Annotated in this window: 1 pseudogene; it reads left to right on the forward strand. The window is 69.7% G+C overall.

Annotated elements, in window-relative coordinates:
* A pseudogene (locus tag G6020_RS15590) lies at positions 1-294 on the forward strand (IS1380 family transposase); the annotation flags it as partial.

Consider the following 294-nt stretch of genomic DNA (forward strand, 5'->3'; position numbering starts at 1 on the left):
CGGCCCGTTGCGACGGGCCATCGTGACCTGCCCAGAGGAAGCGTGGGGGCCGGCATTGAACCCGTCGGGCGACATTCGCGACGGGGCCGAGGTTGCCGAACTGACCGGATTCCTCGCCCCCGGGCTGCTCGCCAAGTGGCCGGCGGGGATGCGGGTGATCGTCCGCCGCGAGCGGCCCCACCCGGGCGCCCAGCTATCGATGTTCGAGGAGATCGACGGGTGGCGCTACCAAGCATTCGTTACCAACACTGCCACCGGTCAGCTGCAGTTCCTCGAGGCCAGGCACCGGGCTCA

Origin of the sequence: Dietzia sp. B19 (genome assembly GCF_014145155.1) — a bacterium.
GTDB classification, from domain to species: domain Bacteria; phylum Actinomycetota; class Actinomycetes; order Mycobacteriales; family Mycobacteriaceae; genus Dietzia; species Dietzia natronolimnaea.